Origin of the sequence: Salinibacter sp. 10B (assembly GCF_002954405.1) — a bacterium.
Classification (GTDB): Bacteria; Bacteroidota; Rhodothermia; order Rhodothermales; family Salinibacteraceae; genus Salinibacter.
Genome location: NZ_MQWC01000004.1, coordinates 264,341 through 289,159 on the forward strand (window position 1 = coordinate 264,341; position 24,819 = coordinate 289,159).

The 24,819-nt window shown below is 60.0% G+C and carries 15 protein-coding genes; 4 read left to right on the top strand and 11 right to left on the bottom strand.

Annotation, left to right across the window (positions count from 1 at the left end; all coding sequences use genetic code 11):
* Positions 1-115 precede the first annotated feature (115 nt).
* Both treS and BSZ35_RS01430 read right to left on the bottom strand, forming a co-directional pair.
* Positions 116-3,499 carry a maltose alpha-D-glucosyltransferase gene (gene treS, locus BSZ35_RS01425; protein WP_105010781.1) on the bottom strand — a complete coding sequence of 1,128 codons (3,384 nt, stop codon included), beginning with the start codon at positions 3,497-3,499 and terminating at the stop codon, positions 116-118.
* Positions 3,500-3,600: 101 nt separating this feature from the next.
* On the bottom strand, positions 3,601-5,646 hold the full coding sequence (locus BSZ35_RS01430; protein WP_105010782.1) for an alpha-1,4-glucan--maltose-1-phosphate maltosyltransferase: 2,046 nt from the start codon (positions 5,644-5,646) through the stop codon (positions 3,601-3,603).
* Positions 5,647-6,198: 552 nt separating this feature from the next.
* Here BSZ35_RS01430 and glgX point away from each other — a divergent pair.
* Positions 6,199-8,415, top strand: coding sequence for a glycogen debranching protein GlgX (glgX, locus tag BSZ35_RS01435; RefSeq protein WP_181149130.1), 2,217 nt, complete (start codon positions 6,199-6,201; stop codon positions 8,413-8,415).
* 21 nt (positions 8,416-8,436) lie between these two features.
* On the opposite strand, the gene BSZ35_RS01440 is transcribed toward glgX, so the two are convergent.
* Both BSZ35_RS01440 and BSZ35_RS01445 read right to left on the bottom strand, forming a co-directional pair.
* The gene (locus tag BSZ35_RS01440; protein WP_105010784.1) at positions 8,437-9,831 is read right to left on the bottom strand and encodes an aminopeptidase P family protein; all 1,395 of its coding nucleotides are present in this window, start codon (positions 9,829-9,831) and stop codon (positions 8,437-8,439) included.
* 48 nt (positions 9,832-9,879) lie between these two features.
* A complete protein-coding gene (locus BSZ35_RS01445; protein WP_105010785.1) occupies positions 9,880-10,287 on the bottom strand; it encodes a hypothetical protein in 408 nt (135 codons plus the stop codon).
* A gap of 320 nt (positions 10,288-10,607) precedes the next feature.
* On the opposite strand from BSZ35_RS01445, the gene BSZ35_RS01450 reads away from it, so the two are divergent.
* Positions 10,608-11,411, top strand: coding sequence for a TerB family tellurite resistance protein (locus BSZ35_RS01450; RefSeq protein WP_105010786.1), 804 nt, complete (start codon positions 10,608-10,610; stop codon positions 11,409-11,411).
* Here BSZ35_RS01450 and BSZ35_RS01455 read toward each other — a convergent pair.
* Positions 11,383-11,949 carry an FxsA family protein gene (locus BSZ35_RS01455; protein ID WP_105010787.1) on the bottom strand — a complete coding sequence of 189 codons (567 nt, stop codon included), beginning with the start codon at positions 11,947-11,949 and terminating at the stop codon, positions 11,383-11,385. The genes BSZ35_RS01450 and BSZ35_RS01455 overlap by 29 nt on opposite strands.
* 139 nt (positions 11,950-12,088) lie before the next feature.
* Between BSZ35_RS01455 and BSZ35_RS01460 the strand changes: the two genes are divergently transcribed.
* The gene (locus BSZ35_RS01460; RefSeq protein ID WP_105010788.1) at positions 12,089-13,132 is read left to right on the top strand and encodes an FAD-dependent oxidoreductase; all 1,044 of its coding nucleotides are present in this window, start codon (positions 12,089-12,091) and stop codon (positions 13,130-13,132) included.
* 93 nt (positions 13,133-13,225) lie between these two features.
* Here the strand turns inward: BSZ35_RS01460 and BSZ35_RS01465 are convergent, their stop codons facing one another.
* The 5 genes from BSZ35_RS01465 to BSZ35_RS01485 form a co-directional block, all read right to left on the bottom strand.
* Positions 13,226-13,990: a ferredoxin--NADP reductase gene (locus BSZ35_RS01465; protein WP_105010789.1), complete on the bottom strand. Its 765-nt coding sequence runs from the start codon at positions 13,988-13,990 to the stop codon at positions 13,226-13,228.
* 44 nt (positions 13,991-14,034) lie between these two features.
* Positions 14,035-15,027, bottom strand: coding sequence for a MoxR family ATPase (locus BSZ35_RS01470; RefSeq protein WP_105010790.1), 993 nt, complete (start codon positions 15,025-15,027; stop codon positions 14,035-14,037).
* 78 nt (positions 15,028-15,105) lie between these two features.
* Complete coding sequence (locus BSZ35_RS01475; RefSeq protein WP_105010791.1) at positions 15,106-16,491, bottom strand: peptidylprolyl isomerase; 1,386 nt, start codon at positions 16,489-16,491, stop codon at positions 15,106-15,108.
* 113 nt (positions 16,492-16,604) lie between these two features.
* Complete coding sequence (locus BSZ35_RS01480) at positions 16,605-17,474, bottom strand: peptidyl-prolyl cis-trans isomerase (RefSeq protein ID WP_105010792.1); 870 nt, start codon at positions 17,472-17,474, stop codon at positions 16,605-16,607.
* Between the two features lie 164 nt (positions 17,475-17,638).
* A complete protein-coding gene (locus tag BSZ35_RS01485; protein WP_105010793.1) occupies positions 17,639-19,660 on the bottom strand; it encodes a peptidylprolyl isomerase in 2,022 nt (673 codons plus the stop codon).
* 584 nt (positions 19,661-20,244) lie between these two features.
* On the opposite strand from BSZ35_RS01485, the gene gltX reads away from it, so the two are divergent.
* Positions 20,245-21,723, top strand: a complete 1,479-nt coding sequence (gltX, locus tag BSZ35_RS01490; RefSeq protein ID WP_105010794.1) for a glutamate--tRNA ligase — start codon at positions 20,245-20,247, stop codon at positions 21,721-21,723.
* Between the two features lie 248 nt (positions 21,724-21,971).
* On the opposite strand, the gene BSZ35_RS01495 is transcribed toward gltX, so the two are convergent.
* Entirely contained in the window at positions 21,972-24,353 is a 2,382-nt protein-coding gene (locus tag BSZ35_RS01495) for a glutamine--tRNA ligase/YqeY domain fusion protein (protein WP_105010795.1), read from the bottom strand.
* Positions 24,354-24,819: the final 466 nt, after the last annotated feature.

Here is a 24,819-nt window from a genome sequence, read left to right on the forward strand (position 1 = left end):
TTGCGAAGGTCAGAAAAATCGAGTGCGAGAATAATCGGGGGGAGGGAGGTCGTAATGCGTGATACGTGATGAGGGAGATCCCGCCTGGGGGCGGTCACGAATCCCGTGTCACGAATCACGACTGCAGGTCGACCGGTGCAGGATCGTCGGACTGGAGCAGGCGGCGGAGCCCGTGAAGCGGGAGCCACGCCCAGTCGGGCCGGTGATTGAGTTCGTAACGGACTTCGTAGATGGCTTTCTGGAAGAGGTAGGCCCAGAGGAACGAGTGGCGGTCGGAGGCGGGGGGGAGGAAGGCGGCGTCCCCGCTCGTGTCGGTGTAGGCATTCACGAAAGTGATTTCGGACCAGCGTTGCAGGGCATTGATCCAGGGAAAATATTCGTCGTCAGTATCGGTGTGTTGGTTCCAGGCCATGAGTAAGGCATACTCCAGCGACCGAATCATTCCGGCTACATCCCGAAGCACATTGTCGGGCCGACGGCGCTGATCGAGTGGTCGAGCGGGTTCACCCTCGAAGTCAAGGATGTGGAAGTCGCCTTCCGCACGCAGGAGCTGCCCGAGGTGATAGTCGCCGTGGATCCGGATGCGTTTGTGGGCGCCGTGTACGGACTGAAGCTCCTGAAGGCGTTCCTCGGCACCTTCCCACGCCGCCTCGGAGGGAGGGGCGGTCTCGTCAATGGTATCGCTATGCCGGGCAAGGAGGGCTCGGGTTTCGTCGAGTTCCTTGGACAACTGCTGGGCAAGAACGGCACCGGCATTTGAAGGAGCGTCTACAGGAGCGAGTCCCTCAGCATCGGCCTGGGCAAGTGCGTGGTGCATTTCCGCCGTACGAACGCCCAGGACGCGGGATAAGGAGATCATTTCGGGGGCAACCTCTTCGAGCCACACCGGCACGGGGACGTCCCGTTGCTCCGCGGATTGCCACTCCTCAATAATCTTGGAAGGGGAGCTTGTGCGGGCCTGTTCGTGCGGGAACGGCGATTTTTCGACGCGATCGAGGAAGCGAGTCGTACACGAGAGGGCGTAGTTCCATCCATCCGTCTCCACCGGCAGGGCCTCTTGCAGCACACCCAAGGTGTAATGCCGTTGGGCACGCCGAAAGTCGATGGTCCCGTGGAGCCGGGGGGCAAAGTTGAACCCAACCTTTGTAAGGTGGTCCAGCAGTTCCTTTTCCGGGTTGGGGCCTTGTTCAAGGCGGCGGTAGATTTTGACGAAGTAGTCGTCGTTCACGAGGGCCGAGGTATTGCTTTGTTCCCCAGTGAGGAGCTCAATCTTTTCCGGATGGTCTCCTTTCGCCTCAGCCGAAGGTTCAGCCTTATAGACGCCCTTTAGGGAGCGTCCTTTGCTTCCCCCTTGCCACCACTCAAAGAGGGTGGCCCAAAACTCCTCGTTGATGGTGGCGTCGTACACGAGCCGTCGTTCACCGGTCCCGTTAATTTCGAGCCAGGCGAGGGCTTTGTTCGGGGTCTCGTCGAGAATGTGGTCGGCCGTTTCTGAGGAGGCGGCCATGAGGGGCAGGGTATAGAAGGCGTCGGCGTCGTCCAGAGTGACGTGGAGGACGGAGAGGTACACCACCGGATCGGCATTCAGGCGCACCGCATCCTCGATGACGACATCCTCAATCGTTTCGCCCTTCTCGCCGAACCAGCGTTGTTCGACGATATAGTCGGGCAGGAGCGATTCAAGCTGCTCCGGGCCGCGGTCGTGTGCCATGGTCGGGACCAGAAGGTTCTGGAGGCCTTCGGCAACCGGCAGCACGGGGAGGGTCTGACCGTCGGGACCCGACGTTGCTACGCGAACGTCCCGATACGCGTCGCGCCCCCGTTGGATCTCGTCTTTCGGGACGAGTTTGAACCAGTAAAAGTGGTGGGGGCCAATCGTAAGATGGTAGTCCTCATCCGCAATGGGCGGGAAAGCCGTTTGCCCGAAGAGCTCGACGGGGGCCAGGCCTTGCAGATCGTCCTGAGGGGGCACGTGGACGGACTGGACGAACCGAGAGAGGTTGACCACCACAAGAATCTTTTCGCCCTGGTATTCCCGCGTGAATGCGAGAATGGACTGGTTTTCGACGGGGAGGAGCTCCAGTGAGCCCCGGCCGAAGATCTTCTTGTGCTGCTGGCGCAGGGCAATGAGCCGGCGCGTGAAGTGGAGGAGGGAGTGCGGGTCTTCTTCCGCATTCTCAACATTGACAAATTCATAGCTGTACTGGCCCCGATTGATGGGGGGCATAAACAGCTTATGATGGGGGGCTCGGGAGAACCCGCCGTTCTTGTCGGGGCTCCACTGCATCGGGGTGCGCACTCCATTTCGATCGCCAAGGAACGGGTCGTCCCCCATCCCGATCTCGTCGCCGTAGTAGATGATGGGGCTTCCCTTTAGGCTGAAGAGGAGAGCATTCATCAGCTCAATGCGGCGTCGCTCGCCCCCAAGGAGCGGCGCCAGGCGCCGCCGGATGCCCACATTGATGCGGAAGCGGTCGTCCGCCGCGTACTCGTGGTACATGTAGTCCCGCTCCTCATCGGTCACCATTTCGAGCGTGAGCTCGTCGTGATTGCGGAGGAAGAGGGCCCATTGGGCATCGTCGGGAATGCCGTTCGTAAGGTCTAGCATTTCCACGAGGGGCCGCCGGTTTTCACGGCGGAGGGCCATGTACATGCGGGGCATGATGGGGAAGTTGAACGCCATCTGCACCCCCGTGCTGTTGCCCTCAGCATCTTCTCCGAAATAGGGAAGCGTGTCTTCGGGCCACTGGTTGGCCTCGCCCAGGAGAACCTTGCCGGGTCCATACCGCTCCTCTACCGCTGCCCGGAGTTCCTTGACGTAGGCAATAGTTTCCGGGAGGTTTTCGCTGGTGGTGCCTTCCCGCTCATACAGATAGGGGACAGCGTCAAGCCGGAGGCCGTCGACTCCCATGTCGAGCCAGAAGAACATGACCTCCTTCATTTTTTCCCGAACCTCCGGGTTGTCGTAGTTGAGGTCGGGCTGGTGAGAAAAGAAGCGATGCCAGTAGTACTTCTGCGCCTTCTGATCCCACTCCCAATTCGAGTCCTCGGTATCGGTGAAGATGATGCGGACATCCTCGTATTTTTCGTCCGTCTCGCTCCAGACGTACCAGTCGTGCTTGTCAGAGTCTGGATCGCGGGCTTCTTGAAACCACGGGTGTTGGTCGGAGGTGTGGTTCAGTACAAGCTCCGTAATGACGCGCATGCCTCGGGCGTGGGCCTCGTCGAGAAAGGCCTGAAAGTCGTCGAGGTCGCCATGGACGGGGAGGACCTTAAAGTAGTCGGCCGTATCGTAGCCGTCGTCTTTCAGGGGGCTCTCGAGAAAGGGGAGGAGCCAGAGGGTATTCACGCCCAGCGAATCGAGATACGGAAGCTTCTCGCGGAGGCCCTGGAAGTCGCCGTAGCCGTCATCATTGGAGTCGTAAAACGAGCGGACGTGGAGCTCGTAGATGACGGCGTCTTTGTACCAGAGGGGATCCGAGAGGAAGTCGTCGGGCATGCAGTACTGCGTTTGAAGGTTGGTGGTGTGAAAGTTGAAAGCTGGAAGGGGAAACCCAGAAACGACCCTTCGAACCTGTCGCCTGCCGGCATTCTGATGAGTCAGGCGTGGACCAAGCGATCGTAGACGGGATGCGACGTTTCGTTCGACACGTCGCGCTCGATCCGGAAAATGTGCGCGGGGGCATCTGGCGTGAGTCGAAGGAAGTGGTGCGATCCTCGCCACGTGTAGCGGGCGTCCTGTAGGAGGTCGTGCACGGGGAAAGCGTCGTGCACGGGGAGGCCCAGTTCATTATTCGGCAGGACGAGTTGTCCCTCCTGGGCGTGGTGCGGGTCGAGGGTGGAGACCACCAGCACGAGGTTGGTGCCTGCAGATTTACTGTAGGCAATAATTTCCGGGTTCTGAGTGTCGTGAAAGCGAATATTGCGCATCTGCTGCAGTGCCGGATTCTCCTCGCGGATCCGGTTTACGCGGCTTATGAAGGGTTGCAGCGAGGTGGGATCGTCCCAGTCCCAGCTCCGAATCTCGTATTTTTCGTTTTGCGCATACTCCTCGCGATCGGGATGTTGTTCATTGAACACGTGCTCGAACGGGGGACCGTACACGCCGTAGGTGCTCGACATGGTCGCGGCGAGGACAAAGCGGATTTTGTGTGCCGGGCGGCCGCCGTGCACCAGGTCGTCGTGCAAAATGTCGGGCGTGTTGGGCCAGAAATTCGGCCGGAAGTATTCAGCCACCTCCGTTTGAAAGAGCTCGCGCCCGTACTCCATCAACTCTTCCGACGAGTTGCGCCAGGTGAAGTAAGTATAGGAGTTGTTGAAGCCAAGCTTGGCGAGGCTATACATGGTTTTGGGGCGTGTGAACGCCTCCGAGAGAACGATCAACTCGGGCGTATCCTTCCGAAGCTCTCGGAGGCACCACTGCCAAAAGGCAAAGGGTTTCGTGTGGGGGTTGTCAACGCGGAAGGTGGTGACGCCATGCTCGATCCAGTGCTCGAAGATGCTTTTCAGTTCGTGCCAGAGGGCAGGCCAGTCCTCATTCTCGAAGTTGATCGGGTGGACGTCCTGGTACTTCTTTGGGGGATTCTCAGCGTACCGGATGGTGCCGTCGGGCCGATGGTAAAACCACTCCGGATGGTCTTCGACGTAGGGGTGATCGGGCGAAGTTTGGAAGGCGATGTCGAGGGCGACTTCCAGCCCGAGTTCATTGGCGCGGTCGACGAAGCGGTCGAAGGCCTCGATGCCTCCGAGCTTCGGATGAACGCTCTTGTGTCCGCCCTTTGATCCGTCCTCCAGGAATCCACCGATGGCCCAGGGGCTGCCCGGATCGCCAGGTTCGGCCTCCGGTGCATTGTCTTTGCCCTTTCGGTTTGTTTCGCCGATGGGGTGGATGGGAGGGAGGTAGACGATGTCGAAGCCCATCTCTTTGATGCGGGGCAGCCGCTCGGCCGCCTCGTCGAGGGTCGCGTGCTCCCCGGGCGAATCGCCGGCGGATCGGGGAAAGAATTCGTACCAGGCCCCGAAGCGGGCCAGTTCGGGATCGGCCAGCACCTCGTGCGTGGCGCTGGTCGTTTGCTGGTCGTGCGGCGCATGGCGGCGCACTAGTTCCGCAATCTCATCACCGAGGGCCGCCTGCTCGTTGCCGTTTTCGAATGCTTCAATGTGGGCCTCCAACAATTCCTCATCCTCTTTCGGGGCATTCTCGGCAGCCTGAGCCAGAAGATCCGCCCCGGCCTTGAGTTCACTCTCGATTTCCGAATCCGGCTCTCCTCCCTCTACCCGACGCCGGAACTGGTCCTGCCAGGTGGCAAAGCGATTAATCCACGCCCGGATGCGGTAGAAGTACCGACCCACGTCCGAGATCTCGAAGGCCCCGACGAATTCGTCGTTGCCCGTTGAGGACATGCGGGACACGTGCTCTGCACTCTCATCCTCGTGTCGGTGCACGAGTTCGACCGCAAGGGCTTCGTGGCTGTCCACAATGACGCCGGCCGTGACCTCGACATGCTCTCCGACGGCACGCTTAATGGGCCAGCGACCACCGTCGATGGTAGGGTGCACGGAGGTAATGACCACGCGGGACCAGGATTTTGGCAGGTCCGACGTGCGAGTGGAAGCCGCGGCGGAAGAAGACTGAGAAGAACTCATCCAAACAAAAGCAGGGATCGAGGATGGAGGACAGAGGCTCGACCAATATGACGGTCCGCTATGGTCCCTACACGCTACGCACTAGGAGGCAAAAATCCCAAAGACCTCATCCATTTCCCCCGTCAAAACAAGCGCCCTCCCCTGCAAACGAAAGCATTCCGTTATGGATCTTTGGTGTAGTCCCTGGAAGGGGCCGAAATCTTCGGGTAGGCACAGATTCCTGCTCTTCGAAACGGGTACGCGTCTGCTGCCTCCGCTTGTTGATTGAAGGGAGGAGCGGAGGGCAGGTCGGGTATCATCCCCTCTAGGGAGGGGGCGAGGCAGATTGTTTGGGAGGAGGCGGCGCGATCGTGTTGCATGCGTTTCGCGGCGGTCTTCCCGCCCTAGTCCGCACCGAGTATCCGGCACACCGATCGTTGAGATCGGGACGAAGAGGCGTGTGCGGCAAACTCACTCAAGACTCATGTAACGACTCCGCTCTGCCATTGCGTTTGCCTACGGCTTCGCATTTTCTTTTAGCCAGTCTCTCTCACATTGCCCATGCTGTTGTTCATGGATGCACCCCAATCGTCGACGGGCGCGTCGCAGACGCCTCCTTCACGTCAGTCTCAGAAGGGGCTCGACATCAAGCCCGGAAAGCCGTATCCGCGGGGCGCCACCTGGGACGGAATCGGGGTCAACTTTGCCCTCCACAGTGCTCACGCCGAGAAAGTTGAGCTTTTGCTCTTTAACGATGCGGCGGATGCGGAGCCGGCTGCCACCTTTGTTCTTCCGGAGCAGACCGGCCCGATGTGGCACGGCTACGTGGTCAATCTGCGTCCGGGACAGTTGTACGGATACCGGGTGTACGGCCCGTACGATCCCAAAAACGGGCATCGGTTCAATCCCAACAAGGTGCTCCTCGATCCTTATGCGAAAGCCATTGGGCGCCCGCTTCGCTGGGATGATAGTCTCTTCGGCTACGACGTAGACGACGAGGAAGAGAAAGACCTCTCGTTTAGCACGACTGATAGCGCTCCCTACGCGCCCCTCGGGGCGGTGATTGAGGAAACGTTTGCTTGGGGCAACGACCAGCGCCCCAAAATTCCGTGGGAGGATACGATTATTTACGAGACCCACGTGAAGGGGATGACGAAACAGCATCCCGAGGTTCCTGAATCCCTCCGGGGAACGTATCTGGGCTTGGCCTGCGAGCCGGTGATTGAGCACCTCAAGAAGTTGGGCATTACGACGGTGCAATTGCTGCCCGTTCACGCCAAACTACAGGATCGATTCCTGCTGGAGAAGGGCCTCCGCAACTACTGGGGCTACAACACTCTCGCATACTTTGCCCCCGAGCCCGAATATTCCTCCAATGGGTCGATCACGGCGGTCCGCGATTTCAAGATGATGGTGCGCGCCCTCCACGACGCTGGGCTAGAGGTGATTATCGACGTGGTGTACAACCACACCTGCGAAGGGAATCAAATGGGGCCCACGCTCTCCCTTCGTGGCATCGACAACCGGACGTATTACAAGCTCAACCCGGACGACAACCGCTACTACATGGACTATACAGGGACGGGCAATACGCTCGATCCTGGCGACTCCTACGTCCTGCAGATGATCATGGACAGTCTCCGCTACTGGGTTACGGAGATGCATGTAGACGGCTTTCGGTTTGATCTGGCGTCCGCCCTTGCCCGAGAGTTGTACGACGTGAACATGCTCGGGTCCTTTTTCAAGGTGGTGCAGCAGGACCCTATTCTCAGCCAGGTGAAGCTGATTGCGGAGCCGTGGGACGTAGGGCCTGGGGGATATCAGGTCGGGTCGTTCCCATGGCAGTGGGCCGAATGGAATGGACGGTACCGGGACGCCATCCGACGTTTTTGGCGTGGAGACCGTGGCTTGACCGGCGAGGTTGCCACCCGTATTGCCGGGTCAAGTGACCTCTACGAACGCTCAGGTCGCCGTCCCTTCGCGTCGATCAACTTCATCACGGCGCACGACGGGTTTACGCTGCAAGATCAGGTCAGCTACGAACGAAAGCACAACGAAGAAAATAAAGAGGGGAATCGGGACGGACACGATCACAACTACTCCGTAAACTGCGGAGTAGAGGGACCAACGGATAATCCACAAGTTATCGAATGCCGTGAGCGGCGCAAGCGGAGCCTGATGGCTACCCTGATGCTCTCACAGGGAGTCCCTATGATTCTTGGGGGCGATGAGCTTTCCCACACGCGGCGGGGGAACAACAACCCGTACTGCCAGGACAATGAAATTACCTGGTACAACTGGGATCTCGATGAGCGCGAGCAGAAATTCCTGGACTTTGTCCGGAACCTGACGCAGTTTCGGAAGGAGCATCCGAGTTTTCGCCGGCGGCATTTTCTGGCCCCCACCAATGGAGAGGAGGGGACGGGCGACGTTCTTTGGTGGCATCCGGACGGGCGGGAGATGACGAACGATGACTGGCACGACGATGGCCTTCGTGCGTTTGGATACCTTTTGCGGGGGAAGGGGTTGGAGCCGGATCCGCAGGGGCGACCGCGCCGGGACGACTCCTTCCTCGTTCTTATGAATCAGGGCGACGATCCAGTGCCCATCGAGCTTCCGGAGGAAACGAACGAGCTTGAAGACGTGGGGTGCGAAGGGTGGCACGTCGTGCCCGAGCTGGCCGAAGAGCGTACGGGGGCAGATCCGCTGGAGCCCGGCGGCGTTCTCACGTTGCGACCGCAGCGGCTCCTTGCACTGAGAGCAGTGCCTCCCTCAGACGAAGGAGAGTGACGATGCTGCTGGACTAGAAGGCTACCGCTGGCACTCGGCTTCGACAGCGTCGAGGGATTTTGGAATGCCGGGACCCAGGACCCGGGCGCCGTCGTCGGTGATGAGCACATCGTCTTCAATTCGGACTCCGCCGAATGACTCGAAGTCCGCCACGGCGTTGTAGTTGATGAACTTCGCGTGCCGCTGGTTTTGCCGCCAGCGCCGGATCAGGGCCGGAATGAAGTAGCAGCCCGGCTCAATCGTCACGACGAATCCCGGCTTCAAGGGACGGGCAAGACGGAGGGTGTGTAGGCCGAACTGTTCGCTGCGTGCTTGGTCGGCGGAGTAGCCGACCACATCCTCTCCCAGGTTTTCCATCTCATGGGTGTCGAGGCCCAGCAGGTGTCCGAGGCCATGGGCAAAGAAGAGGGCGTGAGCGCCCGCGTCGACCGCCGCGTCGACCGGCCCATTCATCAGCCCAAGGTCCACCAGGTGTTCAGTGAGGATCCGGGCGGCGTGAAGATGGATGTCTCGAAACGGCACCCCAGGCTTCAGGGCATCAATCGCCCCCATCTGAGCGTCGAGCACGGCCTCGTAGATCGCTTCTTGCCGGGAAGAGAAGCTTCCCCCAACAGGAATGACGCGAGTAATGTCGCCGGCGTAGTGGAGCGGAGAGGCGGCGCCGGCATCCACCAGAAGAAGGTCGTCGGCCGCTAGTGTATTGCTGTACTCATGGTTATGCAGGACCTCCCCGTGGATTGAGCAGGTTGGACGAAAGGAGAGGCCTTGGCCTCGTGCGTCAGCAATGCCGCTGAGACGTCCCGCAATCTCACGCTCCGTACGTCCCGGTTCGGCCATATGCATAGCCGTTTTGTGCATCTCGGCCGTAATGTCGACCGCCGTTTCCAACTCGTCCACCTCGGCGTCAGATTTGACGGACCGCTGGGACACGACGGTTCGGACCAGTGCGGCGGACGCGAAGGTGTGCTGCCGCTCCCGATCTATACCGAGGAGGCGTTCGAGCCGGTGATGCTGCTGGGCCCGGTACGGAGGAAGGAAGTGAACCGATCGGCCCTTTTCAATCGCAGCGGTCAGGTCCTCCGGCAGAGACGAGCGAGAAGCCGTAGTGTCGACACCGGCCCGGGCGGCATACTCCTGTATGGACGGACGATCTCCCATCCACACGACGTCGTCCAGGTCTGGATCGTCGCCGTAGAGACAGACGCGTCCGGAGTCGAGATCGATCACGGCCGCTAGGCCCGGCACGTCTAGGCCAAAGTAGTACAGAAATGAGCTGTCTTGCCGGAAGGGATACGGGTTTCCCCGGTAGTTCATTGCACTTTGCTCGTTGCCGAGCAGGAGCACAAGTCCCGATGCAGGCTCTTTGGCCTCCATCAGGGTACGGCGACGGTCGGTGTAGGTCGAAGCGGAAAACATGGGGAGTTCCCGGACGCATGAAGAGAAAAGACGAGGAGGGGCGTCTGGTCACCCGTTCGGGGAAGGATCCTCGGTGAGGGTTGTGAGAAGAGCCCGTGCCTCCGACAATTGACGCATTTCCTGAATGGTTTGATAGGAGGCGTTTGCAGCGTACACCGTGACGAGGAGAACCGGTATCAGCCATCGAGCAATGAGCCCCCACGAGGCCAGCGACAGTAGCCACCAGCCCACCAGAAGGCCAAAATAGATGCCCGCAATTAGCATAGAGATGAGTGAGTATTGCGCCGTGGTAAGCCGAGCGTCGACACTTTCGAGCACCTCGCCGTATCGTTGCTGCTCCAGAGCGTCAAGGTCGATCACTCCGGCCAGCTCCGCACGGAGTCCCTCGCTTCCGTGGGCCGAGAGGCGGTCAACAATTTGGGACTGCACAAAGGAGGACGAGGGAGAGGGGGACATGAAGAGCCGTGCGTAGTGAAGGGAGACGAACGCGACAGCAGAGGTGTACGTCGTAACTGGGCCGGGGTGCACCTGTATCGTTGAATCGCTTGCGATTGCTTTCCAGCGGAAAGCAGCCGCCCCGGCAGGGTCGTACCGGACTGCATATTAGGAAACTGAGGCAGGACGATGGAAGATTGCAAGGGGGGAGCCGAAGAACGAAGAATAGGAGTGGGAAGAACAGGCAAATTTAATTTGTAGTCTTCGCCGTTGCGTTTCGGGAGTGTCTTTCTGTATTATTGCAGCGCACCGTAGCTTTATCGTTCTATCCGTTCGACGACATGAATTCTCCCGGGTCCTGGACGACGTCGCATGACCTCGCGCTCATCTACATTGCCCTTGCCTACGGCACGGACCATGAGCTCACCGACGGCGAGATGGATACCCTTACCGATGCGCTTCGGGAGTGGGCATTGATGCCCGATGAGGCGCACGTTCAAGAAGTGGTGATGGAGGCGGCCACCGCTTTTCTGGAGGGAGATGCGCGGGCAGAGGTGCGACAGTCCATCGGTCAGTTGGAGGAGGAGTTAACGTTTGAGGAGCGACGGCAGGCCCTGCGAGATGTGATGCGCATAGCGGAAGCGGACGGGGTGTTGCTTGAACGAGAACAGGGACTGATCCACCTACTGGCGGATGCCTGGTCGTTGAAGCAACTCGGGGAAGATTTGGTCGAGGATACGTCGGCGGTGGTGCAGAAAAGGGGAGAGGACTGGGGGCTGATCCACGAACTTGCGTTTCTGTACATCGTGGTCGCCCACAGCGCCAACAATGACTTGTCCAGCGAAGAGATTGACGTGATGCTCGACCGTCTCGGGGAATGGAAGCCAAAGCTCTCTCGAGAAGACATCCGAGACATCTTTCGTCGGTCGCTTCAGGTATACGCCGATGGGCCTGAGCAGGCACTCATTCAGGAATCCGTCGAGACCCTGAAGGATATGCTGCCGATTGTTCAACGCCTCACCGTGCTCGATGACCTCAACATGGTGGCATATGCCGATGGGACCCTTACACGCAACGAGCGGGAGCTCATTATGTATCTCGCGCAGGCCTGGGACATCAACGTTCGTCTGAACGGTCGGCAGTGAAGGGATCGTCCGATGCCCCGTCGGTCTTCCGCGACGTATCCTGAGAGTGACGAGGGACCTGTTGGCTGGTCCCCTTCCAGGTCTGATTCGATCCGCTAGGGCCGTTCGGGGCGGAGCCGTTGGGCCCGGGCGCTGCCCCTCCAAAAATCCCGAACTGGATTTGCATGGAGCCTTCCTGCATCTTGGATTGAAACCGGCGCATCAGCACTTTCCGAATCAGCGCACGGGTGGGCGGCAGAAGGCCGAGAAACCCAAAAGCGTCGGTGAGAACACCGGGGGTGACGAGGAGAGCTCCGGCCACCAAGATAATGACTCCATCCATAAGCTCCGTGCCGGGAAGGTCGCCGCGGGATAATCGTTCATTTAGGCGGCGCCATGTTTGAACCCCCTCTCGACGGGCGAGGTAGCTGCCCGCGATGCCGGTAGCGACAATTACGCCAATCGTCGGCCAAAAACCGATGAGCTTGTCTACCTGGATGAGGAGACCGAGCTCTACGGCTGGAGTCAGAAGAAATAAAAGCAGGAGGCGTCCGAGCATAATCCGGGGGCAAGTCAGGTCAAGGTGGGATTGATTCCCGAGGATTGCATTTCCCCTGGAATTGTGTTGACAGACGTTCGTATGGCACCACGGGAAAAATGATTCCTGCTCACACGCTACCAGGAACGGATTCGCCGCTATGTCTCGGATTGCAATTGTTGGGGCTGGAGTTGCTGGATTGACGACGGCGTACCTCTTGCGAAACGCTCCGGTAGAAGTTGTGGTCTTTGAAAAAAGCCGCGGATTTGGCGGGCGAGCAGCGACGCGGGGACGGCACGGGTGTCGATATGATCACGGAGCGCCGTCCTTTTCAGTGGAGAGCAAGCGGATCCGTCGCCTCATAACGGCACACCTTCCGACAGAGGAGCTTGTGGACATTGGGGGAGAGGAGTGGACCTTCGATCGCGAAGGGACAATTGCTCGCCCCCATCCTTCAGAGCGAGTGCCAAAGTGGACGTATTACCAGGGCATCAGTCGTCTCGGAAAGCACCTGGCCCATTGCAGTCAGGCGGGCATTCACCGCGCCACGCGGATCGAACGGCTTGATGCGCGAGAAGAAGGTTGGGCCCTGCATGCCCAGGATGGAACTGTGTATTCTTTGTTCGAGGCCGTGGTTCTTACGCCGCCTGCTCCCCAAACGGCCGCTCTTCTCGAAGCGTCGAGCCTCCCTGGGGCGCGAGCGCATCGTATTCGGCAGGCGCTAGAGGGGGTGGACTATACCTCGCAGTTCACGTACGCGTTTGGGTACGACCGTCGTTTGCCGCGACCCGGTTCCTTTCACGCACTCTCTTCGCGATCGGACACGCATCCGATTGCGTGGGTTGGGTACGAGCATGACAAGCCCGGGCACGTGCCGGACGGAGAGAGTCTACTTGTCGTGCAGATGTCGCCCCAGTGGACCCGCCCGCGTCTTGAGGATGATCCAGAAACGTTTGCTCCGGAGGTTAAGGAGATCGTGGGAGATCTACTCGTCACCGACCTTCGTTATCCCCACTGGTATGACGTCCAGCGATGGCGGTACGCACGACCGCAGTCGGGACTGGACCGTGACGTATTGACGGCAGGCGCAAAGCTGGGACTCTTCTTTGCGGGAGACTATGTGCGAGGAGAGGGCACCGTCGAGCAGTCCATCGAATCCGGATTTGACGTGGTGCGTCGGCTGCACGAGACGCTTCTCGGATAAGCGGAGTCGGACCTGTCAGGGGTCGGGAGCGGCCCCAACGGGAGGCGAGCACACGTTTGAGAGTACGAATGAGGCGGTGACACGGAGCGGAGGTTACCGCTCAACGAAGTATTTCTCCTCGTGAATGGCGTCCTCGGGCAAACCGGAGCGCTCGAGAATCCCCTGCGCTTTATCAATCATCTTCGGGTGGCCACAGGTGTAGGCGGCCGTTTCGTCGAGCGGGAAGGAGGCAGCATCTACATGCTTGCGCAGGACGTCTTCGACCCGCCCCCGCTCACCGTCCCACTCTGGGTCTTCCCATGGGCGGCTCACCGTTGGAACGTAGTCAAACCACTCGGTTGTACGGGCCAGCTCTGAGAGCTCGTCGTAGTAGGTCCCCAATTCCCAGGAGCGGCTGGCTCCGTGCAGGATCAAGAATCGGTGCGGGGTGTCCAGTTCACCCGCGTCGAGGAGTCGTTGCTGGTGGCGGGCAATGCTGACGTACGGCCCGACGCCCGTCACGGTGGCGGCCATCACGTGATACCGGCAGTCGGTGTCCAGCACAAAGCGCCCCACGACCTTCTTGCGCATCCACACCTCTGCTCCGGGCTTCAGGTCCCAGAGACGGGGGGTAAGATCGCCCTCGTCCACCCGTTCGATGAAAAATTCCAGGTCGGTCGATCCCGGTGCCGACGCCACCGAGTAGGGGCGGAGAAGCGGCCGATCGGCGTCGTCTTCCACGAGTCCAATGGTGGCGTACTGGCCCGGAGTGAACTCCACCGGCTCGGGCGCACGGAGGCGAAAGACGGCGAGATCCTCCGAAAAGTCGATTCGTTCTACAAACGTGAGCACGCTGTAGCGATCCGGATCCAGCGCCATGTCTGTAGACAAAGAGAGTGCGTGCAGGGAAGTACGAAGAGGAATCAGCGATCCGCGTCGAGCAGGCGATCGATGAGGTCAACGGCGGAAATGTTTTCTGCCTCCGCGTTGAAGTTGGGCACGATGCGGTGGCGAAGAACCGGAATGGCCATACGCCGGACATCGGCTTCGACCGGCGTCATCCGACCGTCGAGTGCCGCCAGGGTTTTGGCGCCCAGGACGAGGTACTGCGAGGCCCGAGGGCCGGCTCCGTAGCTGAGATACGTAGTGATAAATTCGGGGGCGTTTTCAGACTCCGGCCGGGTGCGCGAGACGAGCTGCACCGCATACTGAATCACGTTATCCGCTACCGGAATCTGCCGAACGAACGTCTGATACTGTCGAAGCTCATCGGCCGACATCACCGGCTCGGGGGTGGCCTGCGGGCCGGCCGTCGTGCTGCGCACCACCTCGACCTCCTGGTCGAATGAGGGGTAGTCAAGCCAGACGTTGAGCATGAACCGATCGAGCTGGGCTTCCGGAAGGGGGTAGGTGCCTTCCTGCTCGATCGGGTTTTGGGTTGCGAGAACGAAAAACGGGTCGTCGAGCACGTGCGTCTCGCCCCCGGCCGTAACGTGGTTTTCCTGCATTGCCTCCAGGAGAGCCGCCTGAGTCTTTGGAGGCGTCCGGTTGATTTCGTCGGCGAGGATGACGTTGGCAAAAATCGGACCGGCGGCGAACTCAAAGTGGCGAGCGCCCTCAGCCGTTTCCTGGATGATTTCCGTTCCCGTAATATCGCTCGGCATCAGGTCGGGGGTGAACTGGATTCGGCTAAAGTCTAGGTCCAATGCCCCGGCGAGCGTGCGGACGAGGAGCGTTTTGGCCAAGCCGGGCACCCCGATGAGGAGGGCGTGCCCCTGCGCCATGAGGCACACGACCACCATCTCGATGATGTCCTCTTGACCGATAATCACCTTACCGATTTCATCGCGCAGTCGGTCGTACGCGTCGCTCAACTCATCGAGCGTTTCAGGGTCCTGCGAATTGGAAGGCGGCATAACGGGACAGAGAAATCAGGGCAATGGTGAGAGGCCCCGGAATGAGGCCAGGCCCAGCGCAGAGGAGAAAGGGAGGGACTACCGCATGCTGCGGAGCGCCGCAACGTCGTCCTTCGTAATGCGAACGTCTACGTAGACCTCGTCACGAAGGCTGTTGGTCCACTCCTTCATCTTGCGATTGCGCTTGTCCTGAAGCGCGAGCCGACGAATACGCTCGTAATCCATTTCGAGATTGGCCTGGTGAGCAGGCGTGCGACGATCGAGACGCACAATGTGGTAGGCCTCATCTCCATTCAGCAGCGTGACGTTCGTAGGACGGCTGATATCACCTTCGTCCAGCTCCCGAATGGTGCGGCGCCACGACGGATTGAGAGCATCGAGCACTAGGTCCCGAGTTCCCGACTGCGGATCGGTTACGCGGCCTCCATTTTCGGCCGTGCGGGATTCCTCAGAGTGCCGGCGAGCCATCAGCTCGAAGGGCTGTCCGTGGTTGAGAATGGAGTCGCGCACGCTACTCAGTACAGATTTTACCCGTTTCGCGTCACTCTCGTCCGACGCAACCTTGATCAGAATGTGGTTGAGGTTGACTGTGCTGCCGGATTGGGAATTCACCCGAAGGATGTGATATCCCTCCTGGTTTGCGTTGTAGAACGCCTGCGAAATTTCGCCCGTGGGCGTTCGAGAAGCCACTGCCGCAAATTCAGGCACCAATTGATCCAAGTTCACTGTCCCGAGAGAGCCCCCGGACGAGGCCGATCCGCTGTGGTCCGAAAACTGGCGGGCCATTGCCTCGAACGAGGCGCCGCCGTTGACGATGGAGTCGCGAACGGTGTTGATTAATTGGCGCGCCTCCGCCTTTGCCGACTCGGTGGGTTCGGGGTACTGAACGATGTGAGACAGGCGGACCGTCTTCGGAAGGTCCGGGAGGGAGTCAGTCGGAATGTCTTCAAACCACTGCCGGACCTCGCTCGGGGTGATGTCGATCTTCTGCATTCGGCGTTGCCGGAGCCGTTGGGCCAGCATCTGGCTCCGAAAGTCTGACCGGAACGTTTCTTTGATTTCGAGAATGCTCTTGCCGTAGATCTCTTCAAGCCGGTCTTCTCCGCCTGCCTGGCTTGCCATCTGCTGGATTCGACGGTTGAGACCGCGGGAGACCTGCTCATCGGAGAGGGTGAGGGTCGTGTCGCGGCGGGCCTTCTCGGCAAGTAGCTTCTGGTCAATCAGGTTCTGAAGGGCCTGCATCCAGAGGCTATCCGAATAACTCCTCTGCTGGCGGCGCACCTGCTGGCGAACCAGTTGGTCGACCTCAGAAGTGAGAATGATGTCGTTGCCGACGACTGCCGCAATCCGGTTAACGGGTTGTTTCTGAGCGCGAGCGGAGTCTGGGGTGAGACTGCCAAGGAAGGCGGCGCCTCCCAGCAGAAGCAGTACGGAAAAAGCAAGTGTGCGCGACCATCTACGCATGCAAACGAAGGATCTACGAAAGAGACTCTGAGAGAGAAACAGGCAAATTCTCATCATTCGTCGCGGCGTGTTCCCGAAAAGGAAAATGCACCGGACACGGTGGAAGGCCACGGTTAAGGGGCTTCAATGAGATTGTTTGCCTTTGCTCGATTGCGGAGGCGTTGAACCTCACGCGCATACATCTGTTTCCGGTGCCGAATTTGCAAGCGGCGGCGGATTTCTCCTTCCATCCATTGAAGCTTTGGGTCGGCGTCCTCCGAGATCCGACGGACCAACTGGAGAACATGGTACTGGTTGTTGTCCTCGATGACCGGAGCCACCTCTCCTTCCCGAAGGACGGCGAGCTCATCCCGGACGTAGGGCAGCTGAGCGAACAGGCGACCCTCGGGGAGAAACCGATCGGAGAGCTCCTGGGCCCGGCCGGGCGTTTTCGCGTATCGCTGACTGAGGCGTGACCAGATCGAGTCCACCGTAGCCTCACGGGCCGCAACCAGCTCGCGACGCACGGCCTGGGCAGAGTCCTCGCTCGTCGTGGCTAGGTGGCGCACGCGCACGTACGGTTCCCGAAGCGCCAGCCGTTCTTGGTGCCGCTCAAAATAGGTGCGGATCTCCTCCTCGGAAGGCTCTTCTTCAATGTCCTCGTAGATTCGGTTGGTCAGAGCACTCACGAGGGTGTTGCGTCGGCGCTCATTCAAAAGACGCTTCACCTCGGGGGCCTGTGATAAATTGCGGCGCTGGGCTTCTCGGTAGAGCAACGTTTCGTCGACCCACTGCTGAATGACCTGCTCTCGGGCCTTGGTGGAGTCAGGAACCGGGCCCATGCCTCTCAGCATCCGGTCGAGCTTTTCCTGCGTGAGGTAATGATCGCCCACCCGCGCCACATACGACGACGGACGGTCTTCCGACTCGCATCCAAGGAGGCCGGTGAGGCTGAAGAGGCCGAAGACGACCACGAAAAGTCGGAGAGAACGGGAGGGAGGCATAAGAGGCCGTAGAGGCTGTATTGATTTCAGACGAGGGCGTGTCTAGCAGAACGTGTCGACTGCGAACCGCTCGTTTCTACCATGGGGCCGGGTTCTGTGCTGCGGGGGCAGCGCTGGAATGCAGACCTCCCAGTCGCAAAACGGGTCAAAAACGAAACTGTCTCTTAGTTTGTCGAGGACATTCGAGACGGGGCCGTCTCCGAGAAGGCGTTCCGGAGCCGTTTGGGGTAGGTCTGAACGTCGTAGCGCCGCCGGAGTCGGGCGTGAACGTGCCCTTTATAGTGGGATTGGTAGTCCCGGATCACACTGCTCAGGGCCTCCTCGAAGGTTTTTGTGCGCGCCGGCAGGAGGGTGTCGCGGGCAAGGAGGAGGGCCTGCCCGTCGTGCTGGATTGGGCCTGTGATCGATCCGTCGTCCATGGAGAGCGCCTTCTGATATACCTCGAGAGAAGTGTCTGTGACCATTGCCGTGTCGAGGCGTACCAGCGAGTCGGCGGTTGCCCGCCGGACAAGGGACGACAGAGAGGGCGACGCGCTCAGGCCGTATGGGGCGAAGAGGGAATCAGATGGGGCTCGAAGCACGAGAGTACGCACGCGATCGGGAAAACGGTACTGGTCGCGCCGCTCCTGGTAGAATTGGCGCAGGGCCGCCGTATCCTGAGCGGCGACAGTCCATACCGAGTCTTGCATAAACTGGAAGACGAGCAGGCCTTCACGGTATTCCTTCATCGTGGCCGCGAATGAGGAATCGGTTTCCTGGAGCTGGGCCTGAGCGTACTGGAAGGCCTTTTCGTTTAAAAAGTCCTCCAGGACAGTTCCCACGCTCATGCGGGCCCCTCCGTCCGCTTGCATGACGTGACGGGCCAGTTGTTTGAGGGTGTAGGTGGAGTCCCCGAGGGTAGCGACGGGCACGGACGTGTCGGAGGAGGCGTCGTCCTGGGTGAGGGAGAGGAGCGGGCGGGAAAGGGTGTCGACGGAGGAGATGCGAGCCGTACCCAAGATGCGAGTCGTATCGACGGTAACACCCACCTGCGTCCGTATGGAATCGGAAAATGCGTTTTTGCGACGGTCAACGCGGGGACGGTCCGCAATCTGCTGCTTTAATTCTTTATAGGACGCCTGGTAACTCTTCGGCTCCTCTCGATTCGTAAGCTTGATAAGGTGGTAGCCGTACTGGCTCCGTACGATTGGGGAGACAGCTCCCACCGAGTCGAGCGTGGCCACGGCGCGCTGAAAGGACGGGGGAAGAGATTCACGAGAGGTGACGGTGCCCAAGTCGCCTCCCTTAGGGGCCGAACGGCGGTCTTCTGAGTGTTGGCGGGCTAGAGAATCAAACGAGGCGCCGCGGCTGACGATTTCCGTTCGCAGCGAATCCAACTTTTGCCGGGCCTCCATCGAGTCTGCGCCAGGACGCACCATGAGGTGCGAGATCCGAATCGGCGGTTTGGAGGCACGGCGGTCATGGACCTTCAAGATGTGATATCCGAAGCGCGTGCGGAAAACGTCGCTTGTACTGTCGGGGGGAACGTTGTACATCCGGTCCTCGAAGGGCTTCACGATTTGCCCGGCCCCGATATAGCCGAGACGCCCGCGAAATCCCCGCTGTCCTTTTTGTTGTGCACTGGGGTCATCGGAATTCCGGTAGGCGAGGTCGCCAAATGGCACCCCGCGTGCCAGCGAGTCGGCGATAGACTGCATCCGTTGGTAGGCTTGCAGCGTGTCCTCGGGCGGAGCGTCCGGAGACACGCGAGCAAGGATGTGGCTCACATCCACCTTCGTCTTTTGGCGTCGATACAGACTCCGGGTGAGCGGCTTATACACCTCCGATCTCATAAGGCGGGGACGCGCCATTTTGTCGCGGTATGAGCGAATTTCCTGCTGTAAGCTCGAGAGGGTGTCGAATCCTGCGCTTCGTGCTGCCCGCAGCGAGAGACGGTAGTTGACGTACTGCTCCAGAAAGTCCTGGTAGGATGAAAGCGAGTCGTCGGCAGGAGTCGATCCGCCGTTTGACGATCGGTAGGCCGATTCAAATTCGGAGAGGGTGATGGTGGTGTCGCCCAGCGAAGCCACAATGGGGGGCGAGCTGGACGTGCTTTGTTCAGGGCTGGTGGTGGAAGGGCCCCCGGCGCATCCGAGAACGATGAGGAGGGCGGAGAAGAACACGCACAGGCGCACAGGGAGTGCCATGGTCAGCTGAAAACCGTCCGGAGATTGCTGAGAAGGCTACACAGGGAGGTCGTGAGCGATGCCAATCAACTCTCACTTGAAACTGTTGCCAATCTCAGAATGCAATTGCGGACGCGACGTTTCACCTTGCATTGGCAAACGGCCGGGAGAGCGTTCGAGATTTGGGTATGCTTCACGGGAGGCGACGGACGGATACGTCCGGATTCAGACGCTGGCCACTTGACGGTCAACCGAGAGTCAGTGGGGACGCCCCTAATATTACGTGAATGAGTTCTGATAGAACGGCTACTACGGGGCGAAGAGATCTCATTCTAACTGCTGTGCTAAGTGTCGAGCGTTCTACACCCGGATTCTTCGCAAAGCGCTGGCCAATTCGAATAGGAGGCCGGAACCGGGGGCGGGGGGACTCCTACGAAAAGACAGTTGTCTCGTCATGGTGGCCCCGGTTCCTCATGCCGCTCGTACTCCAGAAGCGGTGGGCTGGAGGCTTATCGGGGCAGGGAGGAGGTTCCCCGTGGCCTCATGCCCACACCGGACACCCCTTTTCCGACACGATCCCTCACACGAACCCCTTTCTGCACGTTATGGCTGATGATTCGGTCCGCGTTCGTTTTGCCCCCAGTCCGACAGGATTGCTCCATGTCGGGGGGCTCCGAACGGCCCTTTACAACTATCTCTTCGCGCGAAAGCACGGCGGTGACTTTGTGCTCCGAATTGAAGACACCGACCGGGATCGGTACGTGGAGGAGGCCGAGGAGGATATCATCAGTGCGCTTCGGTGGACGGGGTTGGATACCGACGAGGGACCGGAGGCCGGTGGGGACCATACGCCCTATCGGCAGTCGGAACGGGGAGACCTCTACCGGTCATACGCCCAGAAGCTCGTGGACGAAGGGGCTGCCTATTATGCCTTCGATACGGAGGAGGAGCTTGAAGCCCTTCGTGCCCGAGGCGAAGGAGACGGCACCGTCGCGTACGACGCCTCTACGCGGCGGGACATGCGCAACTCGCTCACCCTTTCTCCCGAAAAGGTTGAACGTAAGATTAATGAAGGCCACGACTACGTCGTGCGCCTCAAGGTGCCGCGCAGTCGCACCATTCAGTTCTCCGACAAGATTCGCGGGACCGTCTCCTTCGATGCGTCAGAGGTAGACGATCAGGTTCTTCTGAAGTCAGATGGAATGCCGACGTACCATTTGGCCAATATCGTAGACGATCACCTGATGGAGATCTCGCACGTGATTCGGGGCGAGGAGTGGTTGTCCTCCACGCCAAAGCACGTGCTTATGTACGAAGCCCTGGGGTGGGACCCGCCTACGTTTGCGCACCTGCCGCTCATTATGAGTCCGGAGGGGGGAAAGCTCTCGAAACGGGACGCCAACCGACTCGGCATTCCCGTGTATGTAAAAGATTATAAAGAGGCTGGATACGAACCCGAAGGCCTGCTCAATTTTCTTGCGCTTCTTGGTTGGAATCCAGGGACGGAACAGGAGCTCTTTACGCACGACGAGATGATCGAGGCGTTCTCCCTGGAGCGCGTGGGGGCGAGCGGGGTCCAGTTTGATCTTGACAAGCTGCGCTGGGTGAACGAACACTACGTCCGGGACCTGTCCGTCGACGCGCTTGCCGATCGGGTTCGACCGGTGGTGGACGCCGAGGGATACGAGGTCAGCGACGAGCGTCTTCGGACCATCTGCGGACTTGTGCAGGAGCGTGTGCAGGTGGCACCAGAAGTGGTGACGGATAACCGGTACTTCTTTGAGGATCCCGACGAGTACGAAGAGGCCGGGGTCGAGAAGCGGTGGAAGGAGGCGTCCGGTGACCTCCTGCTAGCGTACGCCGAGCGTTTGGAGGAGGTGGAGACCTTCGACACAGACACCGTAGAGACCGAGCTGCGAGACCTGGCCGACGAGGAGGATGTTGGGGCAGGGGCCATCATTCATCCAGCCCGCCTGGCGGTGAGTGGGCGATCCTACGGTCCGGGCGTCTTCGGGCTGTTGGCTGCTGTCGGAAAAGACGCGTGCATCCGTCGTATGCGGGCGGCTGTCGATCGACTTGGATAGGATAGGTGAAGGGGAATTTCGGGAGGTGTGTAGGACTTCGACCCTATATACCTCCCGCTACACCCTTTCCATCTGTTACACCGGATCCGGATGGAAACTTCAGTATTTGGAGGAACGTCAGCACGAGCGTTCAGAAGTCGAATGCTGCTCATTCCTTCAAGAGAGGGCCCCAGTGGCGCCGTTGGGAGCATCCCACGGCGCTACTACGGCCCATTGGAGGATTCGGAATCGAGTGCCCGGATCGTATCTTATTCCTCCAGCTGCTCCTGGAGCAGGGTCCGGGCGACCTCTGGGTTGGCAGAGCCGTCTGTGCGCTGCATTACCTGACCCATGAAGAAGCCGATCAGACTCTGTTTGCCGTCGCGATAGCGGGCGACTTCGTCTGGATGCTCGTCGAGGACTTGGTCTATGATGGCACTGAGTGCATCCGTGTCGTCCACCTGACGGAGCCCGCGCTCGTCGACGATGTGTTCCGGGGCTCCGCCCTTGTCGAGCATCTCCTCGAAGACCGTGCGGGCGGCCCGGTTTGTGATTTCGTCGGAGTCGACCAGCCGCACCAACGCGGCGAACTCAGAAGCACCAAACGGGAGGTCGTCGACGGTTCGATCCCGTAGGTTTCCAAGCAACTCGTTTACAACCCAGTTCGCAACAGGGCGCGGGGCGTCGTACGCCTGGAGGGCGGCGTCGAAAAAGTCGGCGAGGGCATCGGAGCCGGCAATTGTGGCAGCACTCTCGCGATTGACGTCCAGCTCCTCGTGGTAGTAATCGAAGCGGTCCCGCTGGTCATCGGAGAGGAGCTCTACGGGATCCGTCTTGTTTTCGAGCGAGCGCTGGCGCTGCTGCTCCTTCTGTCGTTCTTTCTCGCGGCGTCGCTCTTCAATTTCCTCCCGAGAGAGACTAGCATCCGTCTCGCCCCAGGTGTCGCGGAGGGAGACGATTTGATTGAACACTAGGTGGTCCTCCGTTGAGTCCTCGGGGTCGGGCCAGTAGTAGCCTTTGCGAACGAACTGCACCCGGGCGTCCGTGAGGTGCTCAGCCGCCGCCGGTTCAAGGACTCCTTCTTGCACTGAGAGGGAGTTCGGGTTGAGGTGGGCAGTGAAGTCGTCGTCGGCGGCCCGGGGATTGGGGACGTCAAAGAGACGATCGTAGACGCGGGCTTCGAATGGTACGCCGTGCGACGCCGAGACCCAGTGGAGGGTCCCGTCGGGCGATCGGCCGTCCGGGGCCGTTCCGCCGCGCGTCTCCGGGTCGATTGTGCCGCGAAGCTCGACGACTGTTCCGTTGTCGTCCGTGACGACCGTCTCACAAGTGAAGTAATAGCCGTGCCTCAGGCGCACCTCACGCCCGGGGGCAAGACGGATAAAGTCGTCCGGGGGATCCTCTCGAAAGTCCTCCCGCTCGATGTAGAACTCGCGAGTGAAGGGCACCTTACGAGTGCCCTCCTTGTCGATGTCTCGCGGCCAGTGTGATGCATCGATCCAGTCGACCGCATCTTCATCCACGTTTGTCGCCACCACCTTCAGCGGGTCGAGCACCGCCATCACGCGCGGGGCTTTTTCGTTCAGATCGTCGCGGAGGGCATGTTCGAAGTGACTCATCTGTACGCGGCTCTGCGAGCGGGTGACGCCGACCCGTCGACAGAAGGAGCGGATGGCGCTGGGGGGCACGCCGCGGCGCCGCAGGCCGGCAAGGGTGGGAAGGCGGGGGTCATCCCAGCCGTCCACGTACTCTTCTTCCACTAGGTGGCGGAGCCGACGCTTGCTCATCACCGTGTAGTCCAGGTTCAGCCGGTTGAATTCATATTGTCGGGGACGAGACGGAATCTCCTCATCCTCCAGACAATGCTCCAGCACCCAGTCGTACACCCGCCGGTTGTTGTCGAACTCCAGCGTGCAGAGGGAGTGGGTGACGTCCTCAATTGCATCCTCCAGCGGATGGGCGTAGTCGTACATTGGGTAGAGGCACCAGTCGTCGCCCTGCCGGTAGTGGTGCGCGTGTTTGATGCGGAAGAGAAGGGGGTCGCGCATGATCATGTGCGGGGAGGTCATGTCGATCTTCGCCCGCAGCACGTGCTCCCCGTCCTCAAATTCGCCCGCTCGCATCTTTCGGAAGAGCTCCAGGTTTTCCTCGACCGAGCGATCACGGTAGGGAGAGGGAGTGCCCGGCTGGTCGACGCTCCCCCGATATTCTCGTATTTCCTCCTCGTCGAGGCTATCGACGTACGCGTCGCCCTGTTTGATGAGCTTGACGGCGTACTCGTAGAACTGCTCGAAATAGTCGGAGGCGTAATACTCGTGCTCCTCCCAGTCGTATCCCAGCCACTGCACTGCCTCCTTGATTGAGTCGACGTACTCCGGATTTTCCGTTTCCGGATTTGTGTCGTCGAAGCGGAGGTGGCACCGGGTGTCGGCCTGGTCGGCGTAGTCGTGCTTGATGCCGAAGTTGAGCACGATCGACTTCGCGTGGCCAATGTGCAGATACCCGTTCGGCTCGGGGGGGAAGCGGGTCACGACGCGGTCGCCGTACGTGCCGTCCGCCAAGTCTTGGTCAATGATGTCGTAAATGAAGTTGTCGCGGTCGGACGACACCGGGGCAGTCGATTCAACGGGGGATACGTCAGTAGAAGACACGGCAGGGGAGGGAATGCTGAGTAACGACGAAGGGCCGCCGACACGACGCCGACGGACGAATACCGTTCGGAATATGGTCTACAAAGTTCCCGGCCCTGCATCGCAGGATCGAGGGTTCGAGAAGAAAGACGCCGTGAAGTCCCGGTGAGGGACAAGAAGCGCTCAAGCGTGAAGAGGGGATTATGGCTTCCCGGAGACCAGGGGAGAGCACGTATAAGAGACTTCGCGAAGGAGCGAGGGGCATCCGAGGGGTCGTGTGTCCTCGAACATGGAGCTGCTTCGGACCCGGCGCGCCACGAAGTAGCCCCTTGATCGACGATTGCCGGCGGTAGAGGCATCCCAAAATTCACGGCGTACCGAGGCGGTAAACCGACGTTGATCGAGGCGGCCCGAGATTCGGATCCGGTCAAGGGTCAGTTCCATCTGGGAGCCATGGACGTTGACTCTGGCGTTCAGGTTGCCTCGC

What these genes read in the sequence shown, in the direction of transcription:
- BSZ35_RS01465 (WP_105010789.1), bottom strand. Translation starts at nt 13,990, where the DNA reads ATGGCGCTGGATCCGGATCGCTACAGCGTGCTCACGTTTGTAGAACGA.
- BSZ35_RS01440 (WP_105010784.1), bottom strand. Translation starts at nt 9,831, where the DNA reads ATGTTTTCCGCTTCGACCTACACCGACCGTCGCCGTACCCTGATGGAG.
- BSZ35_RS01485 (WP_105010793.1), bottom strand. Translation starts at nt 19,660, where the DNA reads ATGGCACTCCCTGTGCGCCTGTGCGTGTTCTTCTCCGCCCTCCTCATC.
- BSZ35_RS01470 (WP_105010790.1), bottom strand. Translation starts at nt 15,027, where the DNA reads ATGCCGCCTTCCAATTCGCAGGACCCTGAAACGCTCGATGAGTTGAGC.
- BSZ35_RS01475 (WP_105010791.1), bottom strand. Translation starts at nt 16,491, where the DNA reads ATGCGTAGATGGTCGCGCACACTTGCTTTTTCCGTACTGCTTCTGCTG.
- BSZ35_RS01480 (WP_105010792.1), bottom strand. Translation starts at nt 17,474, where the DNA reads ATGCCTCCCTCCCGTTCTCTCCGACTTTTCGTGGTCGTCTTCGGCCTC.
- BSZ35_RS01455 (WP_105010787.1), bottom strand. Translation starts at nt 11,949, where the DNA reads ATGCTCGGACGCCTCCTGCTTTTATTTCTTCTGACTCCAGCCGTAGAG.
- glgX (WP_181149130.1), top strand. Translation starts at nt 6,199, where the DNA reads ATGGATGCACCCCAATCGTCGACGGGCGCGTCGCAGACGCCTCCTTCA.
- BSZ35_RS01450 (WP_105010786.1), top strand. Translation starts at nt 10,608, where the DNA reads ATGAATTCTCCCGGGTCCTGGACGACGTCGCATGACCTCGCGCTCATC.
- BSZ35_RS01430 (WP_105010782.1), bottom strand. Translation starts at nt 5,646, where the DNA reads ATGAGTTCTTCTCAGTCTTCTTCCGCCGCGGCTTCCACTCGCACGTCG.
- BSZ35_RS01445 (WP_105010785.1), bottom strand. Translation starts at nt 10,287, where the DNA reads ATGTCCCCCTCTCCCTCGTCCTCCTTTGTGCAGTCCCAAATTGTTGAC.
- treS (WP_105010781.1), bottom strand. Translation starts at nt 3,499, where the DNA reads ATGCCCGACGACTTCCTCTCGGATCCCCTCTGGTACAAAGACGCCGTC.
- gltX (WP_105010794.1), top strand. Translation starts at nt 20,245, where the DNA reads ATGGCTGATGATTCGGTCCGCGTTCGTTTTGCCCCCAGTCCGACAGGA.
- BSZ35_RS01460 (WP_105010788.1), top strand. Translation starts at nt 12,089, where the DNA reads ATGTCTCGGATTGCAATTGTTGGGGCTGGAGTTGCTGGATTGACGACG.